General features: G+C 44.1%; 25 protein-coding genes. 16 read left to right on the forward strand and 9 right to left on the reverse strand.

Annotated elements, in window-relative coordinates; all coding sequences use genetic code 11:
* Window positions 1-240 precede the first annotated feature (240 nt).
* Both ACTHPG_RS28000 and ACTHPG_RS28005 read left to right on the forward strand, forming a co-directional pair.
* Complete coding sequence (locus tag ACTHPG_RS28000; protein WP_440392539.1) at window positions 241-768, forward strand: hypothetical protein; 528 nt, start codon at window positions 241-243, stop codon at window positions 766-768.
* Window positions 765-1,271 carry an N-acetyltransferase family protein gene (locus tag ACTHPG_RS28005; RefSeq protein WP_440392540.1) on the forward strand — a complete coding sequence of 169 codons (507 nt, stop codon included), beginning with the start codon at window positions 765-767 and terminating at the stop codon, window positions 1,269-1,271. Before ACTHPG_RS28000 ends, ACTHPG_RS28005 begins: the two co-directional genes overlap by 4 nt.
* Window positions 1,272-1,420: 149 nt before the next feature.
* On the opposite strand, the gene ACTHPG_RS28010 is transcribed toward ACTHPG_RS28005, so the two are convergent.
* From ACTHPG_RS28010 to ACTHPG_RS28020, 3 genes are all read right to left on the reverse strand, one after another.
* Window positions 1,421-1,780: a hypothetical protein gene (locus ACTHPG_RS28010; protein WP_440392541.1), complete on the reverse strand. Its 360-nt coding sequence runs from the start codon at window positions 1,778-1,780 to the stop codon at window positions 1,421-1,423.
* A 260-nt stretch (window positions 1,781-2,040) separates the two neighbouring features.
* On the reverse strand, window positions 2,041-2,841 hold the full coding sequence (locus tag ACTHPG_RS28015) for a DUF4261 domain-containing protein (protein WP_440392542.1): 801 nt from the start codon (window positions 2,839-2,841) through the stop codon (window positions 2,041-2,043).
* A gap of 116 nt (window positions 2,842-2,957) precedes the next feature.
* On the reverse strand, window positions 2,958-3,359 hold the full coding sequence (locus tag ACTHPG_RS28020) for a DUF1304 domain-containing protein (RefSeq protein ID WP_440392543.1): 402 nt from the start codon (window positions 3,357-3,359) through the stop codon (window positions 2,958-2,960).
* 221 nt (window positions 3,360-3,580) lie between these two features.
* Between ACTHPG_RS28020 and ACTHPG_RS28025 the strand changes: the two genes are divergently transcribed.
* Entirely contained in the window at window positions 3,581-4,114 is a 534-nt protein-coding gene (locus ACTHPG_RS28025) for an MOSC domain-containing protein (RefSeq protein WP_440392544.1), read from the forward strand.
* A gap of 16 nt (window positions 4,115-4,130) precedes the next feature.
* Here ACTHPG_RS28025 and ACTHPG_RS28030 read toward each other — a convergent pair whose 3' ends face one another.
* Window positions 4,131-4,970, reverse strand: coding sequence for a DUF6597 domain-containing transcriptional factor (locus ACTHPG_RS28030; RefSeq protein WP_440392545.1), 840 nt, complete (start codon window positions 4,968-4,970; stop codon window positions 4,131-4,133).
* Window positions 4,971-4,998: 28 nt separating this feature from the next.
* Complete coding sequence (locus ACTHPG_RS28035; RefSeq protein WP_440392546.1) at window positions 4,999-5,736, reverse strand: WecB/TagA/CpsF family glycosyltransferase; 738 nt, start codon at window positions 5,734-5,736, stop codon at window positions 4,999-5,001.
* 258 nt (window positions 5,737-5,994) lie between these two features.
* On the opposite strand from ACTHPG_RS28035, the gene ACTHPG_RS28040 reads away from it, so the two are divergent.
* Complete coding sequence (locus ACTHPG_RS28040) at window positions 5,995-6,444, forward strand: SRPBCC family protein (protein WP_253429235.1); 450 nt, start codon at window positions 5,995-5,997, stop codon at window positions 6,442-6,444.
* A 179-nt stretch (window positions 6,445-6,623) separates the two neighbouring features.
* Complete coding sequence (locus ACTHPG_RS28045) at window positions 6,624-8,153, forward strand: PAS domain-containing protein (protein ID WP_440392547.1); 1,530 nt, start codon at window positions 6,624-6,626, stop codon at window positions 8,151-8,153.
* A 141-nt stretch (window positions 8,154-8,294) separates the two neighbouring features.
* On the opposite strand, the gene pyk is transcribed toward ACTHPG_RS28045, so the two are convergent.
* Window positions 8,295-9,710 carry a pyruvate kinase gene (pyk, locus tag ACTHPG_RS28050; RefSeq protein ID WP_062838171.1) on the reverse strand — a complete coding sequence of 472 codons (1,416 nt, stop codon included), beginning with the start codon at window positions 9,708-9,710 and terminating at the stop codon, window positions 8,295-8,297.
* A gap of 112 nt (window positions 9,711-9,822) precedes the next feature.
* Between pyk and ACTHPG_RS28055 the strand changes: the two genes are divergently transcribed.
* Window positions 9,823-10,602 (forward strand): helix-turn-helix transcriptional regulator, encoded by a 780-nt coding sequence (locus ACTHPG_RS28055; protein ID WP_440392548.1) that lies wholly within the window; start codon window positions 9,823-9,825, stop codon window positions 10,600-10,602.
* A gap of 133 nt (window positions 10,603-10,735) precedes the next feature.
* Here ACTHPG_RS28055 and ACTHPG_RS28060 read toward each other — a convergent pair whose 3' ends face one another.
* Entirely contained in the window at window positions 10,736-11,407 is a 672-nt protein-coding gene (locus ACTHPG_RS28060; protein WP_440392549.1) for a phosphatase PAP2 family protein, read from the reverse strand.
* A gap of 298 nt (window positions 11,408-11,705) precedes the next feature.
* Between ACTHPG_RS28060 and ACTHPG_RS28065 the strand changes: the two genes are divergently transcribed.
* From ACTHPG_RS28065 to ACTHPG_RS28080, 4 genes are all read left to right on the forward strand, one after another.
* Entirely contained in the window at window positions 11,706-12,497 is a 792-nt protein-coding gene (locus ACTHPG_RS28065; RefSeq protein WP_440392550.1) for a lysostaphin resistance A-like protein, read from the forward strand.
* A 139-nt stretch (window positions 12,498-12,636) separates the two neighbouring features.
* Window positions 12,637-12,873, forward strand: a complete 237-nt coding sequence (locus tag ACTHPG_RS28070; protein ID WP_278297288.1) for a DUF6953 family protein — start codon at window positions 12,637-12,639, stop codon at window positions 12,871-12,873.
* A 395-nt stretch (window positions 12,874-13,268) separates the two neighbouring features.
* Window positions 13,269-13,469, forward strand: a complete 201-nt coding sequence (locus ACTHPG_RS28075) for a cold-shock protein (protein ID WP_024633772.1) — start codon at window positions 13,269-13,271, stop codon at window positions 13,467-13,469.
* Window positions 13,470-13,651: 182 nt separating this feature from the next.
* A complete protein-coding gene (locus tag ACTHPG_RS28080; protein WP_017691121.1) occupies window positions 13,652-13,879 on the forward strand; it encodes a cold-shock protein in 228 nt (75 codons plus the stop codon).
* 243 nt (window positions 13,880-14,122) lie between these two features.
* Here ACTHPG_RS28080 and ACTHPG_RS28085 read toward each other — a convergent pair whose 3' ends face one another.
* Window positions 14,123-14,470: a hypothetical protein gene (locus ACTHPG_RS28085; protein WP_440392551.1), complete on the reverse strand. Its 348-nt coding sequence runs from the start codon at window positions 14,468-14,470 to the stop codon at window positions 14,123-14,125.
* Window positions 14,471-14,634: 164 nt separating this feature from the next.
* On the opposite strand from ACTHPG_RS28085, the gene ACTHPG_RS28090 reads away from it, so the two are divergent.
* A complete protein-coding gene (locus ACTHPG_RS28090) occupies window positions 14,635-15,369 on the forward strand; it encodes a class I SAM-dependent methyltransferase (protein WP_440392552.1) in 735 nt (244 codons plus the stop codon).
* Window positions 15,370-15,427: 58 nt separating this feature from the next.
* Here ACTHPG_RS28090 and ACTHPG_RS28095 read toward each other — a convergent pair whose 3' ends face one another.
* The gene (locus ACTHPG_RS28095) at window positions 15,428-16,072 is read right to left on the reverse strand and encodes a GntR family transcriptional regulator (protein ID WP_440392553.1); all 645 of its coding nucleotides are present in this window, start codon (window positions 16,070-16,072) and stop codon (window positions 15,428-15,430) included.
* Between the two features lie 315 nt (window positions 16,073-16,387).
* On the opposite strand from ACTHPG_RS28095, the gene ACTHPG_RS28100 reads away from it, so the two are divergent.
* The 5 genes from ACTHPG_RS28100 (at window position 16,388) to ACTHPG_RS28120 (ending at window position 20,440) form a co-directional block, all read left to right on the forward strand.
* The gene (locus ACTHPG_RS28100) at window positions 16,388-17,215 is read left to right on the forward strand and encodes an ABC transporter substrate-binding protein (RefSeq protein WP_440392554.1); all 828 of its coding nucleotides are present in this window, start codon (window positions 16,388-16,390) and stop codon (window positions 17,213-17,215) included.
* Between the two features lie 23 nt (window positions 17,216-17,238).
* Window positions 17,239-17,895 (forward strand): amino acid ABC transporter permease, encoded by a 657-nt coding sequence (locus tag ACTHPG_RS28105; protein WP_440392555.1) that lies wholly within the window; start codon window positions 17,239-17,241, stop codon window positions 17,893-17,895.
* 136 nt (window positions 17,896-18,031) lie between these two features.
* The gene (locus tag ACTHPG_RS28110) at window positions 18,032-19,249 is read left to right on the forward strand and encodes an ornithine--oxo-acid transaminase (protein ID WP_440392556.1); all 1,218 of its coding nucleotides are present in this window, start codon (window positions 18,032-18,034) and stop codon (window positions 19,247-19,249) included.
* On the forward strand, window positions 19,242-20,207 hold the full coding sequence (gene rocF, locus ACTHPG_RS28115; protein WP_440392557.1) for an arginase: 966 nt from the start codon (window positions 19,242-19,244) through the stop codon (window positions 20,205-20,207). The genes ACTHPG_RS28110 and rocF overlap by 8 nt, the downstream gene beginning before the upstream one ends.
* A gap of 77 nt (window positions 20,208-20,284) precedes the next feature.
* Window positions 20,285-20,440 carry a hypothetical protein gene (locus tag ACTHPG_RS28120; RefSeq protein WP_440392558.1) on the forward strand — a complete coding sequence of 52 codons (156 nt, stop codon included), beginning with the start codon at window positions 20,285-20,287 and terminating at the stop codon, window positions 20,438-20,440.
* Window positions 20,441-20,536 lie beyond the last annotated feature (96 nt).

Genomic DNA, 20,536 nt, shown 5'->3' on the forward strand with positions numbered 1-20,536 from the left:
TATTTTAATGACTGGAATTGAAAACGAAATCATGTTTTGGATGTCTTGTAAACGCCGATTACTTGCTTTTTTCGCTACCATTCAAGCTTTACCCATAATTATAGTTTGGACAAAAACGTTATCGGAATTGGGCGTTTAGAGATACGAATTAACTTTGGAGCAGAAGCCGTGAGATGATATACTGAAAAGTATCATTATTTACCATTTTATATGTTTTATAGTGGTTTGGAGGAGAGAGGCATGATTAGAAAAATTAAAATCATTATGGGTTTCGTTGCGATTATTGTTGTGGTAGCTATTGCGGTGCGTATGTATACCTCTGGTCAATATGCGATGTATATCCCCAGCAAGCATACGACGTTTCGAGCAGAGGTCACAGATCATATGACGATGCTGGATACATTGGATCGACTGACCATCAGAAAGGTTTCAAACCATGAAACGTATAATGAAGATGAAGAAGTGACGATTACAGATTCCAAAGAGATTAGAGACATGCTGAAGCTGGTAAAGGATGTTGAACTTAAAAAGGTTCGGGAATTGGACGTTTCCGATCAGAATCCGTATTACTATGAGTGGCGTATTACCATTAATAAAGAAGGTCGCTTTACCGATCGATTCGGAGTGACGTTCTATAATGAACATTCGATCTCAATCTACAGTGAGGCGAAAACGAGAGATAATCTTGAGGACTACGAGATAACTAACGAGTTTAGTCTGAATGAGATGGAACGCCTATTTGAAAAACTGAAGGAGGAGCAAACATGACCATGACCAACTATCATGTCCGTCCGATTAAGGAAGAAGATATCCCTTTTCTGTGGGAGATGTTATATGCATCCCTGCATACACGAGAAGATGATGAACCTCTCCCAATCGAAAGTGTTCATACTCCCGAACTGTCCAAATACGTTAAAGACTGGGGTAGAGAAGGGGATCTCGGATATATTGCGGTTGACCAACATGACAAAAGATTAGGTTCAATTACATTACGATTCTATACGGATCAGAATGCGGGATACGGTTATGTGGATGCAGTTACACCAGAGATGGGAATGGCTGTTACGCAAGACGCACGTGGAAAAGGAGTAGGTACCTTACTGCTTCAGACCGCATTAGATGAGGTGGAACGGCGGGGAATTGAAGCAGTCTCCCTCAGTGTTGATCCGGATAACCAAGCGATTCGTTTGTATAGGCGGTTAGGATTTGTGGAGAAAGACCTCTGTGGTACATCGGTAACGATGGTACGAGTGAGTGCTTCAAAATCTTAAAGGATAAGCGATTGTTCTACATAGTTAGAAAACAAGTGTAATTTTAAAGTATTAATGCATAAAAAAAGGCGCTTCCTCATGGGAAACGCCCTTTAATCCACGTGAAACACAAACATATTCACTTTGAACTCACGCTGTAATACCTCAATTTATTTCGACAAAAATGCCAAAGCCTCGTCGTACGTTTCCCATTGGAATTCCGTCTGGTGCGCAGATTCCTTGGAAATCCGATTCAATTGCATTTTGGCGATCGCGCCACCTACGGCCACACTAGCCCGCTTCATACCCCACTCTAGCAGTAATTTCTGATGTGCTACAATTTTTTCTTTGGTATCCTGAGGAAAAGCCTTCATCGTTCTCATGTCCACGAGCACATCAAACGAATTTCCCAATTGCGCCGCTATTCCCTGGATTTCTTTATTCGTTTGTTCGACATGTTCAGGGGTGACGATACCTTCCCAGACAATTTCAATAATAGGTTTAGTTGAATCCAAACGTCTAACAGACATGTAGGCAACTCCTCGATTATAAATTAATATGTAATATATGAGACTATAAGCCTATTAATTATACCCGTTTATAACGAGAATGAAAACTCAATTCATAATATAGTGGTTCTTATGGACTACTTTTTCCTAGCGAAGTTAAATTCAGGGATTGTTCTCATATCGTCATTGGGAGGAAGATTGAATAGCTAAAAGCCACCCAGAGGATGAACTCCAGATGGCTTCAATCTTTGTAACCTGATAAAGTTAAAATCCTACGTCAGTTAGAAGCCAATCTTCAAACTGTTACCTTCCGTTGCTATACCTTTGGAAAGGTTAAGGCTTAGCTTTTGTTCTGCCGAGAAACCAAGTGTTTCACCGTCATGCAGTGTGACGTCGTTTTCAACCACGTACGTTGTGGTCATGAACATCATCTCAAATACATCGCTTAAGGTTTCAGAAGATTGCATAATCTCCATCTCTTCTTTTCCAAAGTTACGTAGTCCGTAAGTATAAGCTGAAGCGCCTTCGTTATTCTGGAATAATCCGATGAAAATCCAGAGTGAGACGGGCAACTCCTCATGTTTGATCCCACGGCTGGTTTCGACATACTGACTGGCTTCAACGACAAGGGGGGCCATGTATAGTGCCAGCGCGTGATCCAACTGTAATAAGGCACTTGCTGTTTGAGTGAACAGAACATGTCCCTCAATTGCATGGGTTGCGTTCAGAACCGACACAATAATCTGAGATCGGTGCCGCGAAGTAACTTGCTCCGCTTCTCGCCAAAGGATGTTTAGCCTGGCATTCTCCTCAACTTCACGGTCAGGTACAGGCGCGGCAATATGAGCACATACCACTTGCATTCCATTCACTTCAAAAAAGAGATTTCCCTCTTCCGGGCGTTCCTCGATCTCAATGTTCCATTCATTCCTCATATTTCTGATGAAGAGGTCAAAATCACAATCGTCACGCTCCAGCAGGACAAAACCCACGATGGTTTCACTGTAATTCGTGGATGCGACAGCCCCACCTGTGGGGACCTTTTCTTTTTTGCGCCGCCGAAGCTTGTCAAACAATCCCATGACATGTTCTCCTTCCGATCCCAGATTGATTCTGGTCATTGTACACTGCTATCTATTCACTACCTTACCATAACGGAGTTAAGATGAATCGAAGCAATGCACCTATCGACAGGAAATTACAGGAACAGGACCAGCAATAATGCAATGATCGCAGGCAATCCTTGTTTGATAATGATCGATCGTGAAGAAGTTGCTCCTCCATAAAGAGCCGCGATAATCACACACGCCAGGAAGAAAATCTGAATATGCTGTCCAACGGCTGCATCCGGATATAGAAGTCCCCAGATCAGGCCTGCTGCAAGAAATCCATTGTAAAGCCCTTGATTGGCCGCGAGGGATTTGGTGGATTTGGCGAATTCCGGCGTGAGATTGAAGGTTTTCATTGTGCGTGGACGAGTCCACATAAACATCTCCATCACCATGATGTAGAAGTGTTCGACAGCTACAAGAGCTACAAAAATGATACTAATCAATGGAAACACCTTGCTTTCTGATATGTAATTTATGTACTTGTCCATCCCAGTATAAATGTTTGCAACGAGAACGGAAAGAGTAAATATGATTTTTAACAATTTAATTGTGTGTTATTTAAAATATGTATCATTTTCCAAGTCGATTATAATATTAAAAGTAAAAAAATCGTACAAAGGTAAGCATACGCCGATTGTCGACAATCCATTCATTGGGTAATAATGAACATTAAAGCAATGATCATGCTCAGGAAAGGGAGGAGATTACTATGGCAACGGTTCATATGGTCTTGTTGGCTGATGATCCATCCACATTTGTGACCCGAGGTGTACCGTTTATCGACATTGAGCTTGCAGGAATTCCGGGTGACCGTCATTATGGTCTGCTCCGTCCAGCAGACTCGCGTCAGAAAATCTACAAGCGCGGTACGCCCATTGCGAATCGCCGCCAGATCAGTATTGTGTCCGAAGAAGAATGTGCTCTTATTGCTGAGAAAATGAACATTCCTGAAGTGCGTCCAGAGTGGTTGGGTGCCAACCTACTGGTCCGAGGCATTGATCGTTTGACTGAACTGCCTGCTGGAACGCGGCTTTTATTCCCGAACGGGACAGGGTTAATATGTGAAGGGGAGAACCTTCCCTGTGTGCATCCGGGGAAAATGATCGAACAATTCTACGAACAGGACGGTTTGCGTAAAAAATTCGTGCCTGCGGCTCGCAAAAAACGTGGAATCGTCTGCTCGGTTGAACGGGAAGGTGTAATCCATACGGGGGATACCATCGAAGTCATTCGCCTGTCCTGATTTTCAGGACAGGTTTTTAATTCATCAGCATACGACGTTCACCATTCGGATGTCTAGCGTGTAAGTACTCCTCTGGTGTACTGCCAATAATAGACTTGAAATCTCGGATAAAATGGGATTGATCATGATATCCAAGGTCCTGAGATAACTTAATCAGGTCACAGTGAAGACCGCGGTCCATCCATTCGGCAGCATTTTGCAATCGATACAACTTAATTACGGTCTTCGGTCCAATACCCACATACTGATTGAACAGACGCTGGAGCTTTCGGGTATGCATATTCCAATAGGAAGATAGATCATCTACTCTCAACATCTCCCGGTTTTGTTCAATCTGTTGCACAATATCGTTAACCATTCCCGCTTGAGTATCTTCAGCAGGAAGATGTGCACATAATAGCTGGTCGATGTAACTGGTTTTATCCGCATCATCCCCCGCCCCAAGAAGCCGGTCTTCCAAGAAATCGGCTGTGACGTCAAGGATATTGGATACATCCATCGGCTGTCCGTACAAGGATGAGACAGGAGCCCTGAGGAAGGGATGGAACCCTCCTGGTTTGAACTTCACGCCAAACACACGGCCTTTTCCACTCACGAGATAGGAGAATTTACGTCCTGATGGTCCGAAGAAAAACGTATGGTTCCGTTCCACAACCAGATTGACACAGGGGTTAGGCACGACATGTTGGGGATACGGTTCAAGTCCAGTCAGATCCCACGTTACGATCCAGTAATGTTTAACAAAAGGGCGAAGTGCTTCGGAAGGAGCATGGCGTGTCAGTTGATACTTATGATCACCTTCATTCAGATTCAGCAGGCCCATACTTGGTCTGTCTCCTTGTTCTGCCTGTTTCATCCGAATCATTCCTCCTGCTTATTTCACATTATTTAGGTTCCCGGAACAATAATGCCCGCACAGCAAAACGGGGTAAAATGAGTTGCCTGCGCCATCTGGAAGGTTGACTGAGGAGGCGATAGAGCCATTCCAGATTAAGCTTCTGCCATATTGCAGGGGCACGTTTGGTTTTACCAGCCACGATATCGAGACTGCCACCAACGCCTATGGCTACACGGGCGTTCAATCGGTGACGATGCTTGTTAATCCAGTGTTCCGCCTGGGGTGCGCCAAGAGCAACGATAAGAAAGTCTGGTTGAGCATTACGAATCTCTTCCACAATCTGTTGTTCCTCACCTGTTTGGAAAAAACCATGGTGTCTGCCTTTTATAACAACTCCCGGATAACGTTGGGCAATGACTTCCACGGCCTGCTCACTTACGCGTTCCTCTGCTCCCAGCATGTAGAAAGACCAGTGTTTTCGATTGCCTTCCTCCAATAAACGAAATAGCAGATCACAACCGGTTACCCGCTCAGTCAATTGTCCGCCCCGCAAACGGGATACCATCACAATGCCAGCACCGTCAGCTGTGACCAACCCTGCTTGATCGACGACTTTGCGAAGAGAGGCATTCTTTTGACAAGACATAACAATCTCGGGATTACCTGTGATGACATGGAATAGTTCATTGCTTTCCTGATCCACGACTTCACCAAGAATTCCAACAGTCTGATTCATCGTTACATTGGGAAAAGGGATGCCCATGATATGGGTTGACTGGCTCATGTCTTATTTCCTTTCTGCTTGTGTCTTATCAACTTGAACAACTCCTGTTATTTCATTCCATTTTAGTATATCTGATCTTCTGGGAAAGCACTATATGGGCGTAATGCATTTGGATTAGGGTAGAACATTCCTGAAAACATAAAGAGCTTATATTTTACCTGTTGTCGCGTTTTTACAATACGGCCTTTGGGGTATAACGATAGGATAGGAGTGCGAGGTTGGTAGATCGCGTGTCCAATACATAAAGGGAGTGAGTCCATGGAACTGAAATACGAATTCTATATCAATGCAGGACTGGAAGATGTATGGAATGCCCTAATATCACCAGACGGCACACGGAACAGCTTTTTCGGTAGTGAACTTCGCACTAATTTTCAACCAGGTCAGCCATTTGCTTATGTAGGCCCGGGTAATGATGGTGCGGAGACTGTGCATGTGTACGGAGATATATTGGAATTTGAACCGCTGTCCAGACTAAGTTATCAGGAGCATCCCGGACCTTCATACCATGCCAATCATGCCGAGCTTCAATCCAGAGTCGTTTTCCAGTTGGAGACTGTGGGGGAGTGCACGAAGCTGACACTGATTAATGATCAATTTACAGATAACCATCCTTCCTTTGCGAATGCACAGAGCAGCTGGTGGATGATTCTAAGCAGCATCAAAACATGGGTGGAAACGGGAAAAACATTGAATTTTGGCTGGTAGCTGGCAAGAGGCAGTCATTTAAGATTTATTATTATAGAAAATAAAGAATATAAGAAACAAGAACTCGTGCTGATTCAGCATGAGTTCTTGTTTTTTTATACAATGTAAGACTATTGCTCTACATTTAATGTCTGATAATGTCGAAATATATATCATATGACCTAAGAGGAGAAATGAGCATGTTTCGTAAACGTACTGAATCTACCAAGCACATTCGTATAGATGCGCATCAGAATTTACTGGAGTATAGTCGTAAACTGGTAGCCAATGCAGAAAAGGGCGACTATGACGCATGGATTGAAGATGGCATTGAATTTCGGGAAACCGATGAAATAGCCAGTAACATCAAAAAAGCAATACATATGATGAAAGCACAAAACGAAGCCGTGGAAATGCGTCTTAGAATGCTGAATCAGGCAATGAATGTGGGATTATGGGAATCTGAAATTGTTGCCGGTGATCCACTGGATAGCAATAATAAAGTCACATTTTCCAATGAATTCCGCCAAATGTTAGGATTCCATAATGCCAAGGATTATCCCGATACATTTGCAAGCTGGGCCAAATCGGTATATCCGGATGACAGACCTCAGCTGGTGCAAGAGATAATGAACCATGTGAATGACACTGGAGCAACGACTGCGTATAACGTTATCAGCCGTATGATTACAAAAAGTGGAGAGATTCGCTGGTTCCGATGCCTTGGACATGTCATCCGAAATCAGGCTGGCGTTCCGATCAAACTTCTGGGCATCATGTTCGATATTCATGAGGAGAAGAGCAAGTCGGATGAGCTGGAAGCACTCGTCACTCGATATGATCTTGTTAACCGCGCCTTGGTGGAGGCACCGTGGGATATGACCGTTGTGGCTGGAGATGTGGTTAATCCGAATAACGAATTCTGGTGGTCACCCCAGTTCCGTAGAGAATTAGGGTTTAAAGACGAGCAGGATTTCCCCAATGTGTTCAGCAGTTGGAGCAGTCGACTTCATCCGGAAGACCATGATCGGACGATCAATGAATTCGCCAGACATATGAACGATTACAGTGGTCGCACACCGTACGATCTGGATTATCGTCTGCAACGCAAAGACGGGGAGTACCGGTGGTATCACGCAGGTGGGGAGACTATTAGGGATCAGGATGGAGTACCGCTCCGTGTAGCTGGAACCATTCGCGATGTAACCCATGAGAAGAATAAGGAACAGATCGTGGAAGCCATGAATCTGAAAACAAAACAATTATCAGAATCCATTGGCGAGATGGTACGTGGAATCAACTCAATCACCGATCAGGCACAGGATCTGGTTACTGCACAGGAGTTATCTGCCGATGCAGCCATTCAAGTGAAAAGCAGTGCAGATGATACGAAGAATATCACGGTGTTTATTCGAGAGATTGCGAGTCAGACGAATCTGCTGGGGTTGAATGCAGCCATTGAAGCTGCAAGAGCGGGAGAGCTGGGACTGGGATTTGGCGTCGTTGCGGGTGAAGTTCGGAAACTGGCTGATCACAGTTCAGAGGCCACCGTAAATATCGAAGATAGCATGCAAAAGATGAAAATACTGATTGATCAGATTCTTGAACATATCGGTAATATGTCCACGTTAACGCAAAATCAGGCTGCCCTGACACAGCAGGTGAATGCTTCAATGGATGAGATCAACACCATGTCACAGGATCTGGTTGATTACTCGCGGAATCTATAATTACGAAGCCGTTGTTGTAACATCACGATCATTGGCACACATCATCAACAAAATAATCCACCGGGATGCATTTCTGCCCTCGGTGGATTTTGGTATTTCTATATATAGCTAAGATGTATAGCTTCAGTTTCAGCTAGTGAATTAGACTTGTTGAACTTTGATCAGGTTTGTATTACCGGATTGACCGATTGGAACACCAGCGGACAATACAATGATGTCGCCTTTTTCGATGTAACCTGTTTTGATTGCGTTACGCGTAGCAGACTCGAACATTTCATCCGTAGTGGTTACTTTGTCGCCCATAACCGGAATGACACCGGAGAGCAGGCAGATTTTTGCCAATACTTCTTCATGTTGTGTAACTGCGATGATTGGTGCTTTCGGACGATATTTGGAGATCATGCGTGCTGTAAATCCACTCTCAGTTGAAGTGATGATAGCTTTTGCATTCAGTACGAGGGAAGAACTTACTGCGCCCTGACTGATAACTTCAGTAATATCAGCGATCTGTTGAGCCGATTTTTGTGCAAATTGCTCTTTGTAATCGATCATTGTTTCAGCACGGCGAGCAACTGCAGCCATCGTGCGCACGGATTGTACCGGATATTTACCAGCAGCCGATTCACCAGACAACATTACAACGTCAGCACCTTGAAGTACAGCGTTAGCTACGTCACTTACCTCGGAACGAGTAGGGCGCGGGTTCACTTGCATGGACTCCAGCATGTGTGTAGCCACGATAACCGGTTTACCAGCGCGGTTACATTTATCGATCATTTCTTTTTGCATCATTGGCACGTCTTCGATAGGTACTTCAACCCCGAGATCTCCACGAGCTACCATGATACCGTCAGATGCTTCAATAATATCGTCCAGGTTCGTCATACCTTCCTGGTTTTCAATTTTGGAGATGATCTGTACGTGGTCTACACCGCGTTCTTTCAAAATGCTGCGGATTTCACGGATGTCGTCGCCTTTACGAACAAAGGATGCTGCGATAATTTCGATATCGTTTTCGATCCCGAATCCGATGTGCATAACGTCACGCTCGGTTACACCTGGCAATGTCGTTTTGATTCCTGGCAAGTTAACCCCTTTGCGTGGTTTCAGAATACCGCCACTGATGATTTTACAATGGATGTCGGATCCTTCCACAGACAGTACAGTCAGATCAACGAGGCCATCATCGATGAGGATACGATCGCCAGGTTTCACAACGAGGTTCAATTCAGGATAGTTTACCGAGATACGCTCAGCGTCACCAAGAATCTCTTCGGTCGTCAGGATCAGCTCTTTACCGGCTTGCAGGTGGCAGGATGCTTCTTTCAGTTTGCCGATACGTACTTCCGGCCCTTTGATGTCCATCATGATCGGTACATAGGTGTTCAGCTCGGAAGCTGCTTTGCGGATATTGTTAATCCGTGTAACGTGATCTTCCAGTTCGCCATGAGCCATGTTCAGACGAGCAACAGTCATACCTTCCTGAATCATTACTTTCAACAATTCGATTGAGTCACAAGCAGGTCCCATGGTACAAATGATTTTTGTTTTTAACATGCTAATTTCCTCCTCATATTTAAGCTTATATGTGTATTGTAGCGTTTTCTGTCGAATCAGGGTATGAACTATAGTACAATGATTAGAGTATAGTCCGATAATGAGGTGTGTTATGGTCACTCCACTTGAAGTTCGACATATTAATGGTGTTGGTTGGTACGAAGAAGCTGTGCAAACTCAACAAACTTGGCGGCTAAGCTTGGTTACTTATGGAAAATGTGTATATTGGGTGAACGGTAATAAACAGATCATGGAAAAGGGTGAATTGCTCCTCATTCCGGGTGGTGTCCCCTATTACGGCAAGAGTATTCCTACAGTAACGCACACACAGATTGTAATTCAATTGCAACGGGACCATATGGAAACTCTGCCTGCGCTGGAACGGTATGAGGCTTTGCGGCATAAACCTGGATGTTACGAACTGATCCATCAACGCATGAGCGCTATTTATCAACAATGGCAGGAGCGTCCGTCTTATTATGTCATGATGAGCCAAGCCTTATTGATGGAAGTGTTGATTTATATGAACAGGGAGCTTGATCGTGGAGTTATCCCGCCGGAGAGGCACAATCACGTTGAACGGATGAAGCGATATATTGAGCGGCATTACCGGGAGAAAGTGACGAAGGAAGAACTTGGCGACGAGATCAACAAGACTCCCAATTATGCTGCTGCATTATTCAAAAGCATGACGAATCAGACCATCAGTCAATATGTCCATGATCAACGGATGAAACGAGCCAAATATCTGCTCACCGAGTCACAACTCTCCATACAGGAAATTGCCGAATTTCTCGGCTACCGGGATCTGTCTTATTTTTACCGCATATTTAAGCGTATCACGGGAAGTCCACCCTCCGATCTGCTCCATGAACGGCCACCTATAGTATGAAAAGTGTAGCCCACCCTAATAAGTTCTTCTATATAACTAGGTTAAATTAAATTAAGTACAAAAAAAGAGGGCTTCGGCCCTCTTTTGCTGTATAACAGGAATGTCATTCCACCTGCTACATATATAAGTGCTGTTAAACATGACTGCTTGAATTAGATGCTGTGAGTGATTGCTTGCCTTTTTTTCGTGCCTGCCCAAGACGAAGAGCAAATACATGTACAGTCCAATACGCAGCCTCAGCGAACAAAATGCCTCCGGCGATGTCCAGCAAGGAATGCTGTTTTACAAATACTGTCGAAGCAATAATCAACCACAGCCATACTGACCATGAAATCCGTGCCAACGGTTTAAAGTTCAAGTGTCTGTTAATCACAATAAACAGCAAATAGCTGGTCAGAACGTGAACACTTGGGAAACAATTGAAGGGAGCATCATTGGAATAGATAAACTGTACTAACGCGTTGCTCAGACCAGTTCCGCTGATCTCCGGGCGTGGCACATGAGTAGGGAACACCGCAAAACAGACATTGGCAGCCATAACACCAATATTATAGGTAATCAACGTACGCCAGAATAGCGACTTGTTCGTCAGACCCAAATAGAGAAAACCAAGATACAGAATGGGCATCCAGCTAATGTATGGATAAATAAATTCTTTGATAAAAGGAATCTGTGTGTCAATCCAAGCATAATTGTAGAACACATCACTTCCGGTGTTGCTGCCTAAAAAAACGTAAATTGAGCCTTGGAGCGGTATGCACAGAATAGCCAGTAAATGCCCCCAGCGCTGAAAGAATGCTCTCATAGTATCCCCCTGATTTCATTATGCATTGTGAAACTATCGTAATTAATACTTCATAGATATATGACGTTGAAGAGTCGCAACACCCCTGCAACTGTTAACTCTTTTGATACTATATTGGACAGATCAAGGTGTAATCCATACCTGATTTTAGGGGAAAAGCAGTCAGGATAAGTCTCTTTTTTGTTACTTTTATATTTTTATCCATGATAGGAATATAAATATATAGATCTTATACACCTATATTGGCATATAAGTTCATATGACAACAAAACATAAATGAAATGAGGTGGGTAAATGTATGATTAACACACAGTCGAAGTCAATACATCCCTTTTCTGAGCGTAAACCTGTAATCACCGTTGTAATTATTGAGCTACTTCTCCTGTTAGCCGTATTTGCTGCAGGGGCCATTGCGACGATAAAACAACTGGATTACACTTCCCCTGTACTCATATCCTTTACACCAATTGCAATTGTTCTGATTATCTATTTGACGTTCAGACGCAAGTGGAGAGAGACCGGATTTCGATCTTTGCGAAGTATCCCGGCTGGCCACGCAAAGTATTATATTCCACTACTCCTTGTACTGGGTACACTTGCCTTGAAAGGATTTGGGGAGTTGAGCTTGTCACGGGTGGCCTTTTTTATCTATTTTACCTTGCTCGTGGCTTTTGTTGAGGAAACGATCTATCGGGGGCTTATTTTCAAAACATTGCTTCGTAAAAGTGCAGTAGCAGCAGTCGTGACCTCCAGCATCTTGTTCTCAATTACACATCTGCTGAACGCATTGTCTGGTCAGCAGATGAAAGATACGATTATGCAATTGTTCTATGCGCTGCTTCTGGGAGCGGCACTGGCGCTATTAATGCTGAAGAATGGAAATATCGTACCGCTTGTTTTGTTTCATTTCATACATAATCTGATTCAATTTCTAGGGAATGATCTGGAGGACACAGGTACACTTCCTTACGATCTGTTTATATTGGCAGTACTGATTGCATACTGTGCATGGTTAGTGTGGAGCAATCGAGCTTATCCTTCTATTCCTTCCAACAATACGAGTGAGCAGGACAATAAGGTTGTTCATTAAAGGTATTGCCTGGAAGTAGTATCCTACATTTCCCGTCAGCAGTGGGATCATGGTATACTTCAGTCTGGCGGGAAGACAGTTATGTTCGTGATACGAGGTCTGCCTAACCGCACATTAGGTTCAGTCAGTAGGTGATATAGTGGAGAAGACAGCACAAGGCGTAGCGGAATGGATGGTCCAGGAGATTAAATTCACAGGAACACTTCATCAGGAAGCGGCCATAGAATATGTGAGGACCCATTTTGGTGAAGAGTTTGTTTTTGTAAACGAGAACGGCAATACATCATTGTCCAAGGAAGTGAAGAAAGCTTTCCGAAAGCTTCATCGTGGGCAGATCGCCTGGGATCGCGATGCGTTTATGTGGGCATGGACATAATGTGTTAAACTGTAGTGAAATGATTCATTGATTGTGTTGGATATGCATGTCAGAATATTATATAAAAAATGTATAAGTTGGGTTAGATCTGCATATCCTTTCATAAGACCGCACACAAGTGAATGGGCACATAAGCGTGATAAACCCTGTCACCACGCGAGTTAATAACATGTATTTCCAAAGCTGTTTGAAAAGAAAATACAAAGATTTGCTTTTTGGCTGAATTGGAGTTATAATAAAAACAAGTTGTAGAGAGTGGAAAACCTAATTCATATATTGTAAAGGGCGATCACTTATAGGTTTATGACTGGTACCTTTTTCAATGTGTGAATTTTTATTTGCTTGCTGCAAAGAACAAAGGAACATGTTAATCTTTATTTGGAGGTGTAATTCACATGCAAAACGGAACAGTAAAATGGTTCAACGCTGATAAAGGCTTCGGTTTCATCGAAGTTGAAGGCGGAGAAGATGTATTCGTACACTTCAGCGCTATTACAGGCGAAGGCTTCAAAACGCTGGACGAAGGTCAACGCGTGCAATTTAAAATTGTACAAGGAAACCGTGGTCCTCAAGCAGAAGAAGTTGTAAAACTGTAATTAAAGCATAGCTGCCTTTAACATGTTATAATGGTAAAGGCAGCTTCTTTTTTTTTTGAACAAAAGTCGGCCCAATAGTTGTCGAGGCAGGAGTCCGGTGGGATGTAAAACTTCCGCTAAGTGTAGGCTTCTGTGAAATAACGTCGGTTAGATGTTTTTCCATAACAAAGGGGGTAGAAGTCATGTATAATCGCAAAAAACCGTTGGAAGAGATTCCACAAGCTGATGCGGCAATCTGGGAATGTACGAGTGATACGTGCAAAGGATGGATGCGGGACAATTTTGCGTTTGATAACGTACCTACTTGTCCGATATGTGCTTCTGAGATGGTCAGCACGACTAGGATGCTACCATTGCTTGAGAATTCGAATAGTAATCTGAAAACGATGCCTAAAGGAAATCGGATTTAACATAGCTTACCCGCCTCTAACGAGGTGTTTTTTTTTAGATCAAACAGACACCCTGTACGAAGGTAAGGGTATTAAATATGAAGTTCCCGGCATTCGTTTTAGCGAATGCCTTTTTTTGTTTCTTTTTTACAGAAAGTTTAATGCGATTTTGACGCGAATCGTATGGAAAAACAAAGACCCCTTCTGCACTAAGCAGAAAGGGTCTTTGTTATGAATGCAATTTTACTATAATCAGATTTGAGTTTAGATGAACAGGAATGGCAGCAGAAACAATGTTGTTACCAGAGCCAGATCGATCCCTGCCCCGTAGCCGTAACCCCCACCGTATCCTCCATATCCATATGGACCGTAGGCTGAAGATTTAACTTTCTTTGATGCAATAGTGTTTTTCTTGCTGCTTTTTACCAACTGTTGTTTGGATTTGACCGAACATAACCGTGGTCCCTCGAAGCATCCGTTCAAATAAACTTTGCCATCACGACATTGACTAAGCGTACCATACATATGCTTACCGTCTTTCATAACAAGACAAACGGAACGTCCAACGTGCGGAGAAACCGTTTCTTCACATACCGGATTAATTCTGTACATGTAAATCCTCCTCATTAGTTGCGGTTGCCGCTTGAATTCAACGGTTTGTATATCATAGTAAATAAAAGAGGATTTGGTATGGACGAGTACCCGGTAAATCGAATAGGGAGGAGCCGTTTTTGAATCTATTCCATACACTGGGAGGAGTGAGGAGGGGATGTTGCGTGGAGTATCATGACATGCTGGCTCGGTTAGGGGAGGGGAGTGCCCATCCCGGAGGATTTTTGGCAACACTGAAGTTGCTGGAAAGTTTATCTTTGCCTGTGAATAGTCATATTCTTGAGATAGGATGTGGCACTGGGAGAACTGCGTGTTATCTGGCTAAAAGGGGGTATCGAGTAACAGCCATTGATCTTAATCGCCAGATGTTGGATAAGGCTGTTCGACGAGCAAGACGTGAGCGGATGGATGTTCAATTTGTTCAGGCTGATGTAGCATCGTTGCCTTTCCCGGAAAATCATTTTGATATGGTATTCGTGGAGTCGGTTACGATCTTTACCCCGTGGCGAAATGCACTTAATGAGTATAGGAGAGTGTTGAAGCCTGCTGGACTTTTGGTAGACCGGGAGATGGTTCTATCAGGCCAGAAGACCGAATTGATGTTTCGCAGACTAAAGCAATTTTACGGTATACGAACCCTGGTAACCGCGACAGCATGGAGAAAACGCCTGAAACAGTGTGGTTTCACCAAGGTAGAGGTTAAAGAACATTCGCGATCTATAGGAAAATGGGGCGTTGATCATGACCCGCATCGTGAGATCGATCTGGATTGGTTTGAGGATGAACGCATGCAGCGAATGAGTCAAACCAATGATCGGTTGCTTGAAAAATACGGGAAAAAGTTGGGGTATGCTGTTTTTGAGGCAAGGGCACCGTTGGAGGGCAATAAGGAAAAATAGGAAAAAGGCAAGCCGCATTATAGTGTGGCTTGCCTTAGGTTTGTTTCGACAAAACGTACTACAGCATATCGTTGTCGATAATCCGCCAGTGATGTTTGAGCAGGGCTTCCAGTTGGTTCTTATCCTTGGCTCGAAAAGCGCTTAAAATTTGTCGATGCTCTTCATTGACTTCAAGCAGTACCTCGGATAGCTTTGGCTTGTTATCACTAACATACGACTGCCGGATGAAGCTGTTCTTCAGGGTGTTTAACATCTCAATTACTGTGGCGTTACCACATCGCTGAATGTAAAGGTTATGGAACTGGTATTGGTTCTTGTTGTAGGCTGCAAGATCAAGTTGGTTGATATCTTCATCCATTCGGACAACGAGAGTTTCCATCTCCATAAGTTCAGATGGTCTGAGATGGTCTGCTGCAAGTGTGGCAGCTAGCGCCTCCAGCACACCGATTGCTTGGGAGAACTCCAGTTTTTTGCCTGCATCAAAAGGAGTGACAATAAATCCCCTGCGTGGGATGTATTGCAGCAGATTGTCTGAAGCCAGCTGGAAAAGGGCCTCCCGAGTAGGCGTGCGACTGATATCCAGCTTTTTGCATATTTCGGCCTCATTGATCTTCTGGTTGGGAAGCAGCGTCCCGTCCTGAATCTTCTGGGCAATGTAATCGTATACGTGATCTTTCAAGGATCGGTATTTGGGTACCTCCATACCGAATCCTCCTTTCTATGTATAGTGAATAATTAAATGGGTGTGAGGCCGTATTGTGCGCGCCGTTCAGGAGTTTCAAGTTTTTATCATCTTAACACCGAGGGGGAAGTTGGGCAAGCAAACTTCATGTTTCAGGTGATGTAAGTGCCGTGTTATATATATAACATTTTATGGAATTGGAGCGTATAAATGTTTAAATATATATTGTGACAAACGCAATTGTTTGTTAGTATTACTTACATATAAGTCCATATATTGTCTTATGTATATTGTATACAAATTATTATGCTACTCATTCAAAAAAAGAATAGGGGTATGCTTGTGAGAAAATCATTGTTGCCAATGATGTTACTGTTAGTGATTGTGATCATGTCCGCATGTGGTCAGGAAAAAACAACGGGGACCGGATCAGACGCTGCTCCTTCTTCGGGAACTAGTCCTGTGGAAAAGGAAGTCATTGTACTTGGGACCAGTGCGGACTATGCACCCTATGAATTCCATAAGAAAATCGATGGTAAAGATACCATTGTAGGTTTTGACATTGAGATTGCCAAAGCCATTGCGGCTGATCTGGGAGCCGAGCTGAAGATTGAGGACATGGACTTTGATGGCCTTCTTATGGCCCTGGGTACAGATAAGGTTGACTTTGTAATATCGGGCCTGACTCCTACGGAGGAACGAAAGAAGAACGTTGATTTTACAGATATCTACTATTATGCAGAACAGGCAGTTCTCGTTAGAGAAGGCGAAGATGCATCAATGAATTCTATTGATGAACTATCCGGCAAGGCGGTTGGTGTACAAAAGAGTTCCATTCAGGAAGGGATTGCTCAGGAAATAGAGGGAGCAAAGCTCACTTCTCTGGCTAAAATACCTGAACTGATTCTGGAGTTGCAGACGGGTCGCGTGGACGCACTTGTTTTGGAGAAGCCGGTGGCTGAACAGTATGTGAAGAATCAAGAGGGGCTTGTTGTTGCGGGTGTAGAGATTGAACAGGCTGAAGATGAGGGTGGTTCGGCCATCGCGGTGAAGAAAGGTAATCAGGAGCTATTGGATCAGATCAACACTACACTGGAAAAGCTCAAAAACAACGGGGATATCGAACGTTTCGTCGTTGAAGCAAATGAGATGCTTGGTGAATAAACCGGACGAGTGAGGGGTATGCCGTGAATTTGGATTTTTCCTTTCTATTAGAACATTGGCAGGATTATGCACGAAGTGCGTGGGTGACGCTTGAACTTTCCTTTTTCGGCGTTCTGTTTGGGACATTACTCGGGGTAATCATGGCATTAATGCGAATATCCCGAGTTTGGCCAATCAAAGTGGTGGCTTCGGCGTATATTGAACTCATTCGAGGAACACCGATGCTGGTACAAATTCTTATTATTCATTATGGTCTGACTGTTATAGGTGTGAATTTGCCGGCATTTATTTCGGGGGTGGTCGCTCTGACAATGAATAGTTCGGCTTATATGGCGGAGGTGTTCAGGGCCGGGATTCAAGCGATCGACAAAGGACAGACAGAGGCTTCGCGCTCCCTTGGCATGACGCATGGTATGACACTTCGCTACATTATACTGCCGCAGGCTTTTCGTAATATGCTCCCAGCTATCGGCAATGAATTCATTATCATCATCAAAGATTCTTCGCTTGTCTCCATGATCGGCATAGCCGAGATTATATACACGGCCAGAACAATTCAGGGTGTTACGTTCCAGCCGCTTGCTCCGCTGCTTGTTGCCGCCGGCCTCTACTTTATAATCACATTTACACTTGCCAACTTGCTTTCTTGGTTGGAACGTAAACTGTCTACTTCCCGATAACTTCTATAAGCGATTCAAAGAAAGGCTTAGAATAGGCTACTGTGGAAATAGCGGGATGTAGTCGTAAATGGCGGTGGTATCGCATACATTGATATTGTATTTTGTATACAATATTTTGGGAAGGTGTTGGGTGTGTATGTCAGATTCCAAAATGTTAATGGAATGGTCAGATCGTTATGCTGCAGCTAATTATCATCCACTCCCTATTGTTATTGAACAGGCGGAAGGGGTATGGGTGAAAGACCCTGAAGGCCGCCGCTATATGGATATGTTAAGTGCCTACTCTGCATTGAATCATGGTCACAGACATCCTGTAATCATACAGGCGCTCAAGAATCAGGCAGATCAGGTTACATTGACATCACGGGCATTCCACAGCAGTACAGCTTCTCTTTTTTATCAGAAACTCTCTCAATTCACGGGCAAATCGAAGATTCTCGCCATGAATACAGGAGCGGAAGCGGTGGAAACTGCAGTAAAGGCGGTACGTAGATGGGCTTATCGGTGCAAAGGTGTACCGGAGAATCAAGCTGAAATTATCGTATGCTCTGGTAACTTTCATGGAAGAACTCTAACGGTTACGTCCTTTTCTTCTTCAGCAGAGTATAAAAAAGATTTTGGACCGTTTACTCCTGGATTCCGGATTATTCCCTATGGGGATATTGAGGCGTTGAAAACGGCCATTACGGCAAATACGGCTGCTTTTCTTGTAGAGCCTATTCAGGGCGAAGCTGGGATTGTTATCCCACCTGATGGGTATTTGGCTGAAGCCTTTACTCTGTGTAAGAGCCAGCGGGTATTAACTGTAGCTGATGAGATCCAGACCGGATTTGGAAGAACGGGCCGCCGTTTCGCCTCCGACTGGGAAGGGGTTGAACCGGACATCTGGATTATGGGCAAAGCGCTGGGGGGAGGCGTTATGCCAATCTCGGCTATCGCTGCTAACGCGGAAATACTGGATTTGTTTGAGCCGGGGTCTCATGGTTCTACGTTCGGGGGGAACCCGCTCGCCTGCGCTGTGGCTGTAGCAGCTCTGAAAGTTCTTGAAGAAGAGAAGCTTGCAGAGCGTTCGGAGCGTCTGGGGGAATATTTTATGAAAAGACTTCGAGATATTCGCAGTTCAGCCATACGGGATATTCGGGGAAAAGGTTTATTTATTGGTGTTGAGCTGCATGAAGCAGCCCGTCCTTATTGTGAGCGTCTGATGTCTGCTGGTTTGCTGTGCAAAGAAACCCATGAGACGACTATTCGATTTGCTCCACCACTGATAATTAAAGAGTCCGAGATTGACTGGGCACTGGAGAGAATAGAGCAGGTTTTGACCAACATTGAGGGAGTTGACCCACGTGAATAATGATGATGCTATCCATGGTGGAATAGAAGATACTACTATTAATACAACTCAAACATCTGTGCAGCGTAATGTTGCCATCATCAAGGTTCCTTTCGGACTTGGTGGAGCAAGAGGTGGCGCAGAGTTGGGGCCAGATGAATTGATTACAGCTGGACTGAAGCGAGAGATCGCGAGTCTTGGGCTAATCCTCTCCAAGGAAGTGCGGGTAGAATGTCCCTCTGAATCTGCTGCCCCTACTGCGCGTAATCGTGTAAAAAACTTAAATGAAGTTCGTCAGGTCAGTGAGAAGGTGTGTCATGAAGTATCGGCCGCGTTAGAAGAGGGGGCCTTTCCGCTAGTGCTTGGGGGAGATCATAGTGTAGCGATTGGTACTTTTGCCGGGTTAACCGCGCATTATTCCAATATGGGTGTGATCTGGTTCGATGCGCATGCAGACCTGAATACGGAAGAGCGCAGCTTATCCGGTAATATGCATGGGATGAGTGTGGCTGCTTCCTTGGGGCATACTGCATTTAATCTATCTCACATTGCTGGAGCAGGCGTATTTATTGATCCGGCCAAATTAGTCTATATTGGTCTGCGGGATCTGGATGAGTATGAGAAAGAGCAGATTAAGGGCCTGGGAATCCGGGCATTTACAATGCATGATATTGATCGGATGGGAATACAGCAAGTTATTGAGCAGGCGATAGATACAGCGGGAAAAGGGACAGATGGTATTCACGTTAGCTTTGACATGGATTGTCTGGATCCAAGAGAAGCTCCGGGTGTAGGCACCCCTGTACCGGGTGGTTTGAATTACCGGGAGGCGCATTACGCATTGGAGATACTTGCATCCACAGATCAAGTTACGTCGATGGAACTGGTTGAGGTGAATCCGTTGTTGGACCACAATAGACATACGGCAAGACTTGGTGTGGAACTGATCGCTTCTCTGCTTGGTAAGCGCATATTGTAATTACGGGGAAGTGAAGAAGAGTGTGTAAGCTGTGCGCCTAAGGAATGACGTTCTTATTTATAATAGAAGGAAAGAAAGTGAAATCGGCAATAACCAGGGAAGCCACTTCCACTGCAATCGCATTGGAAGTGGCTTCCCTGGTTATGTTTAGTGGATATTTATATCAGGAGCGGCCTAATGAAGATAGTGTGAGTCATGTTGATGTACAGGAGCATACGATATGGTGCCGATGATTTGGTTAATTATCAATTTTTCAAAAAAAGACTTGCATTCAAAATCTGTACATGGTATATTCTAATTCCGGCCAAGAAAACACAGTTTACACGGTG

This window comes from Paenibacillus sp. SAF-068 (assembly GCF_051967555.1).
Classification (GTDB): Bacteria; Bacillota; Bacilli; order Paenibacillales; family Paenibacillaceae; genus Paenibacillus.